Source organism: Streptomyces sp. MB09-02B (assembly GCF_033794485.1).
Taxonomy (GTDB): domain Bacteria; phylum Actinomycetota; class Actinomycetes; order Streptomycetales; family Streptomycetaceae; genus Streptomyces.
On record NZ_JARGEE010000486.1, the window covers coordinates 1 to 6,122 of the forward strand.

Genomic DNA, 6,122 nt, shown 5'->3' on the forward strand with positions numbered 1-6,122 from the left:
GGTGGCGGAGGCGCCGTTGCGGTGGACGGGCTCCGGTGGGGGCAGCCGCAGATCGCCCCACAGGCTCGGAGCCGTCAGGGCGAGGACCACGGGCTCGGCGGCCACCACCTGGTGGTCCGACAGGTTCCGGTCCCGGTACCTCGACTCGGAGAGCGTCGCGAGAGCGGTCCCCGCGGCCGTGACGTGGGGCTCGGCGAGGAGGGCACCCGCCAGGGCCTCCTGAGCGTGGAGCGAGACCAGGACCGAGCGCGTCCAACGCAGGGTCGACATCAACTCGGCGGCCGGCAACTCTCCCGTCGGCGGGGTCTCGACCAGCCGCCGGTCGACGTCGGCCACCAGGTCCGTAGCCATGCCCGGCAACGTCGAGGTCAGCCGTCCCACCCGCCAGGCGGCACCCAGCCGACGGGCCCCCGTCGCCGGGTTGAGCCACGCCAGGCGGGGGTGCCTCGGCGGGACGGCACCCAGCAGCCGCAGGTCCGCCGCGACCCGGCCACCGACCGCCGTGACCACCGGCGCCGACCGCAACCGCCGACGCGACGCGCTCCCGCCGAGGTCGAGCGCGACGGCGAGCCCCCGGGCCATCGGCGCCACCCACAGATCCTCCTCCAGCGGCTCCAACTGCCCCGGCAGGGTCTCCGCCACCGGCCCGGGACCCAGCAGCCGGGCGCCACGGGGCGGACGCGGCCCCATCGCCGTGATCGGGCGGCTCTGGAGCAACCACAGCTGTCCGTCCTCGTCGAACGCGAACTCGATGTCCTGAGGACCGCCGAACACCCGGGCCGCCCGCCGAGCCAGCCGCGCCAGACGACGCAGCTCGGCGGCGGTGAGCAACGCCCCACCGTCCGACGATTCCGTCCCCAGCAGCCGCCCCCACCGGCTCAACCAGTGACTCGTCCCCGGCTGCTCCCCGCTCACCAGCGTGTCGGGCCCGCCCCGCACCGCGCTGACCAGCATCCGATCGGTCCGCCCGGCCACCGGGTCCGCGCCGAACAGCACACCCCCGATCCGGGCCCTGAGCATCGGCTGGACGAGCACGGCCATCGGCGCACAGTCACCGTCCGGCCCCCGGGCCGAGCCGAGCACCGTGCGCACCGCCGCCCGGAACTCCTCCCACCCCCGCACATCGAGCACCGAGTCGAAACGTCCCGCCAGCGAGGACTCCTGCGTGTCCTCCTGCGGCGACGAGGACCGTACGACCAGCGCCCGCGCACCGTGCCGCGACAACTCGGCCCAGGCCCGCGGCAGGTCCCGTAGGTCGTCGGGGTCCCGTAGATCGTCAGGGTGCCGCAGGCCGTCCGGGCCCCCCAGGCCGTCCGGGCCCCCCAGGCCAGGGTCCCGCCGCTGGTCATCCGGATCCCGAGGGGTGTACGGGATCACGAACCCGGGTAGCACCGGCAACCCGGCACGCGCCGCCGACGCGAGGTGCGCCGCCTTGGCACCGGTGAGCGGAGGCAGCGAGGCCGTCGGCTGGTCCAGAGGGACGACGCGGGCACCGAGAGGGCCGCCGCTCCGGGGCGGAGTCCCGCCGTGCGCACCTTCTCCGTGTTCTCCGTGACGTTCGTCGAGCGTCGTCATCGAGCACCCTCCCGGACCGGCCGTCAACAGGGGGGACGCGAGGGAGGGGGGCCCTACGCCTGACGACGGAACGAAGGATGGGGGCAGGCCACCACCGGATTGTGGGGGTGCCCGCGGCGACAGCGGTGACGTACCTCCTGACCCCAATCGTCCCACCACCCCACTTTTCCTGTCGACTTTTCCTGTTGACCGGGAACCCTCCCGCCACCAGGACCCCGGGCCGGGTGACCGGCCCACCACCACGCTCGCCGCGCTCACGTCCCGGCCGTCGCCGACCCACCCCCGTACGGCAACTCACGCGGGCGGGAGCACCCCGCACAACGCCTCCAGCGCCGCTCCGTACGCGTGCTCCGGCGGCGTCGCGTACCCCACGACCAGCCCGTCCGGGGCATCCCCCCGCGCCTCGGGGTGCCGGAACGCCGCCAGCCCGTCCAGCGCCACGCCCCGCCAGGCCGCCGCCTTCACCGCGGACCGCTCGGTACCGGGCGGCAGCCGCAGCACCGCGTGCAGCCCGGCGGCGATCCCGGTGACCTCGATGTGCGGCGCGTGCACGGCCAGGGCCGCGACCAGCCGGTCCCGACGCGCCCGGTACCGCTGCCGCATACGCCGCACATGCCGGTCGTACGCCCCGGACACCACGAAGTCCGCCAGCGCCAGCTGGTCCGGCACGCTCGCCCACGCCTCCCGCTCTCCCTTGGCCTCCAGGACGGCCTCCACCAACCGTTCCGGCAGGACCAGCCACCCCAGCCGCAGCGCGGGCGACAGGCTCTTGCTGACCGAGCCGATGAAGACGACCCGGTCGGGATCCAGTCCCTGCACGGCCCCGACGGGCTTGCGGTCGTAGCGGAACTCCCCGTCGTAGTCGTCCTCCAGCACCAGCCCGCCACGCGCGCGTGCCCAGTCCACGACAGCGGCCCGCCGCTCGGGACGCAGCGGCCCGCCGGTGGGGAACTGGTGCGCGGGCGTGAGCAGCACCGCCCTCTCCCGGTCCAGCCCGTCCACCCGGGCACCGTCCTCGTCGAGCGCCAGCGGAACGGTCCGTACGGAGGCAGCCGCCAGCACCTCGCGGTGGAAGCCCAGCCCGTACGACTCCACGGCCAGCGGCCCCCGCAGCACCCGGCCGTGGAACAGCAGCCGCAACGCGTGCGCGAAACCGGAGCAGACCACGATCCGCGAGGGCTCGGTCCGCACGCCCCGCGCGCGGGCCAGATACTCGGCGAGCGCCTCCCGCAGCTCGACCCGGCCCGCCGGATCACCCGGTCCGAACGCCTCGTTGGGCGCCCGCGTCAACGCCCTGCGGTACGACGCCGCCCAGGCCACCCGGGGGAACGCCGACGCGTCCGGCGTGCCCTGCCGCAGATCGTGCCGGGGCCCGTGCGCGCGTGGCGGCGCCTTACGAGGCACGCGTGCCCCGCCCAGGGGTTCCACCCGCTGCGCGACCCGCGTCCCCGACCCCTGCCGGGCGGTCAGCCAGCCCTCCGCGACCAGTTCCGCGTACGCGTCGGCGACCGTGTTGCGGGCGACGCCCAGGTCCGCGGCGAGCGAGCGGTACGGGGGCAGCCGGGTCCCGGGCGCCAGCCGACCACCACGCACCGCCTCCCGCAACGCCCGGATCAGCGCCGCCCGCCGCCCCCCGGCACCGGACAGTTCGAGATGCAGATCGGCCCCGATCGGCTCGGCCGAATTGACCCATGAATACGCCATGAAAATGCACCCTACGGCAGGTCTTTCCGCCCCATAGATTCATGGTCATGACGACGAACACGACAACAGCCAAGAAGAGCGCGAGCGTCACCGCGACGCCGAACCCGGCGGCGACCGCCGTCCCCCGTCTCGACTTCGCGAAGTCGGCCCGCAACGCCTTCCGCGCGCTCATCGGCTTCGACGCGGCTGCCCGCGAGGGCATCGACCCGGCCCTGGTCGAACTGATCCAGATCCGCGCCTCCCACCTCAACCACTGCGCCTACTGCCTCCACATGCACACCAACGACGCCCGCAAGGCCGGCGAGAGCGAGGACCGGCTGCACATGATCCCGGTCTGGCGCGAGGCCCGGCACTTCTTCACCGCGCGCGAACAGGCCGCGCTCGCCCTCACCGAAGCGGTCACCCTCGTCGCCGACGGGGGCGTCCCCGACGCCGTCTACGCCGAAGCCGCCACCCACTTCGACGACACCGAACTGGCCCACGTCATCGCCCTGATCCTCACCATCAACACGTGGAACCGCATAGCCCTCGCCACCGCCAAACAAGCCGGCACGGACAACCGTTAGGTCACCGCCAGACCACCGCCAGACCACCGCCAGACCACCGCCAGATCACCGCCAGATCACCGCCAGATCACCGCTAGACCACCGCCAGATCACCGCCAGACCCCACCACCGGTGGCCGGTGGCAGGGCCGTCATCGGGCGGTCGTACGGTCCGATCGGTGACGGCAGGCGGTCCGCCCCGGTCAGCCTACGGTCGACCGCGGCGGCCACGGACCGCCCCTCGGCGATCGCCCACACGATCAGGGACTGCCCACGGGCAGCGTCCCCGGCGGCGTACACACCAGGCACGTTCGTCGCGAAGTCCGGCCCCCGCGTGATCGTCCCGCGCGGATCGAGGGCCAGCCCGAGCTGGTCCACGAGCCCGTCGTGCCGATCCGGACCGGAGAACCCGAGCGCGAGCAGGACGAGATCGGCCGGCAACGTCCGCTCGGTACCCGGCCGGGCCCGCCGCCGCTCGTCCACCTCGACCAGGTGCAACGCCCGCACCCGCCCCGATCCGTCCCCGGTGAAGCGGAGCGTGGACGCCGCGAAGAGCCGCGCGTCCGCGTCCGCCGCCGGCGCGGACCGAAGGTCGCGCGCCTCCTCGTGCGCCGCAGAGAGCCGGTACACCTTCGGATACGTCGGCCATGGATCGACATCCTCGTCACGCTCGGCCTCCGGCAGCGGGTAGATGTCCAACTGGGTCACCGACGCGGCCCCTTCCCGCACCGCCGTCCCCAGACAGTCCGCACCCGTGTCCCCACCCCCGACGATCACGACATGCTTCCCGGCCGCCGACAACGGCGACACCTCCAGATCCCCCTCACACACCCGGTCGGCCAACGGCAGATACTCCATCGCCTGATGCACGCCGGCCAACTCCCGCCCCGGCACGTCCAGTTCCCGCCACGCCGTGGCCCCCGTCGCGAGCACCACCGCGTCGTACCGGGCCCGCAACTCGGCCGCCCCGACATCCACCCCCACCGCGGTCGACGTCCGGAACTTCGTGCCCTCTGCCCGCATCTGCTCCAACCGCCGGTCCAGATGGCGCCGCTCCATCTTGAACGCCGGGATCCCGTACCGCAGCAGGCCCCCGATCCGGTCGGCACGCTCGTACACCGCGACCGTGTGCCCGGCCCGCGTCAACTGCTGCGCCGCCGCCAGCCCGGTGGGACCGGAACCGACCACGGCGACCGTCTTCCCGGACAGCCGGTCGGGCGGACGCGGCGCGGTGAAACCGTCCTCCCAGGCCCGGTCCGCGATGGCCACCTCCACGTTCTTGATGGTCACCGCGGGCTGGTTGATCGCCAGCACACACCCCGCCTCACAGGGCGCGGGACACAAGCGCCCCGTGAACTCGGGGAAGTTGTTCGTGGCGTGCAGCCGGTCGCTCGCCGCCCGCCAGTCCTCCCGCGACACGAGATCGTTCCACTCGGGGATCAGATTCCCCAACGGACAGGCGTCGTGACAGAAGGGGATCCCGCAGTCCATGCAGCGGTCGGCCTGCTTGCTGATGATCGGCAGCAGAGCCCCGGGAACATACACCTCGTCCCAGTCCCGGACCCGCTCCTCCACGGGGCGACGGGGCCAGTCCTCGCGTGGTGTGGTCAGGAAACCCTTGGGATCGGCCATGGCCGTCCCCCTCACGGAGAGCTACGCGTACCGGCCACGATACGACGCGCCCGCCGCCCCCGCCTCAGGCGAGCGCCAGCACGTACGACAGGGCCGCGGCGGCCGCGGCGACCGCCCGCACGTGGTTCCACGTCGTCCACCGGCTCACGTAGTCGCGCCAGTACGTCGCCGCCTCCGGCGTGCCCGCCTCCAGCTTGGCGAGCGTCTCGTTGCGCGGCACGTTCGCCACCATCGTGACCCCGAAGCAGCCGAACAGATACAGCGCGCTGCCCAGCAACAGTTCGACCCTGGCCTCGTCCGGCCACAGCACGAACGTCACGACGGCCAGCACGGCACACAGCACCGCCGTACCCACGAACACGAGCATGAACGCCGGCGTCAGAGCGCTCACATTGATCGCCTGCATCGCCGCCACGCCCTGGGCGGGCGGCAACGACGCCAGCCCCTTCATCACGAACGTCGAGAACCCGCAGAACACGCCCGCCACGATCGCCGTCCCGAGCAGGCCCAGCACCGTCAGCACGAAGTACGGCCCATCGATCATGTCCGCTCCCACCTAGATCCCCCGAAAATCCTGCCCACCACCCGACCTCCCCACAAGTGAACCTCCGCACAACCCCCAGCCCCATGGCGGAGCCGCTCACCCGCATATGCGCGAGCCCAACCC

General features: G+C 73.2%; 5 protein-coding genes. 1 reads left to right on the forward strand and 4 read right to left on the reverse strand.

What is annotated here, in order from left to right:
* Together P1P70_RS38565 and P1P70_RS38570 are read right to left on the reverse strand one after the other, a co-directional pair.
* Positions 1–1,575: PEP/pyruvate-binding domain-containing protein (locus P1P70_RS38565; protein WP_319246093.1), on the reverse strand; the 1,575-nt coding region annotated here is incomplete at its 3' end.
* Between the two features lie 294 nt (positions 1,576–1,869).
* The gene (locus tag P1P70_RS38570) at positions 1,870–3,279 is read right to left on the reverse strand and encodes a PLP-dependent aminotransferase family protein (protein WP_319246095.1); all 1,410 of its coding nucleotides are present in this window, start codon (positions 3,277–3,279) and stop codon (positions 1,870–1,872) included.
* A gap of 41 nt (positions 3,280–3,320) precedes the next feature.
* Between P1P70_RS38570 and P1P70_RS38575 the strand changes: the two genes are divergently transcribed.
* A complete protein-coding gene (locus P1P70_RS38575; RefSeq protein ID WP_413471645.1) occupies positions 3,321–3,845 on the forward strand; it encodes a carboxymuconolactone decarboxylase family protein in 525 nt (174 codons plus the stop codon).
* A gap of 89 nt (positions 3,846–3,934) precedes the next feature.
* Here the strand turns inward: P1P70_RS38575 and P1P70_RS38580 are convergent, their stop codons facing one another.
* Positions 3,935–5,455, reverse strand: coding sequence for a glutamate synthase subunit beta (locus P1P70_RS38580; RefSeq protein WP_319246098.1), 1,521 nt, complete (start codon positions 5,453–5,455; stop codon positions 3,935–3,937).
* 64 nt (positions 5,456–5,519) lie between these two features.
* Entirely contained in the window at positions 5,520–5,999 is a 480-nt protein-coding gene (locus tag P1P70_RS38585) for a DUF1772 domain-containing protein (RefSeq protein WP_319246100.1), read from the reverse strand.
* Between the last annotated feature and the right edge of the window lie 123 nt (positions 6,000–6,122).

What these genes read in the sequence shown, in the direction of transcription:
- P1P70_RS38570 (WP_319246095.1), bottom strand. Translation starts at nt 3,279, where the DNA reads ATGGCGTATTCATGGGTCAATTCGGCCGAGCCGATCGGGGCCGATCTG.
- P1P70_RS38575 (WP_413471645.1), top strand. Translation starts at nt 3,321, where the DNA reads ATGGTCATGACGACGAACACGACAACAGCCAAGAAGAGCGCGAGCGTC.
- P1P70_RS38580 (WP_319246098.1), bottom strand. Translation starts at nt 5,455, where the DNA reads ATGGCCGATCCCAAGGGTTTCCTGACCACACCACGCGAGGACTGGCCC.
- P1P70_RS38585 (WP_319246100.1), bottom strand. Translation starts at nt 5,999, where the DNA reads ATGATCGATGGGCCGTACTTCGTGCTGACGGTGCTGGGCCTGCTCGGG.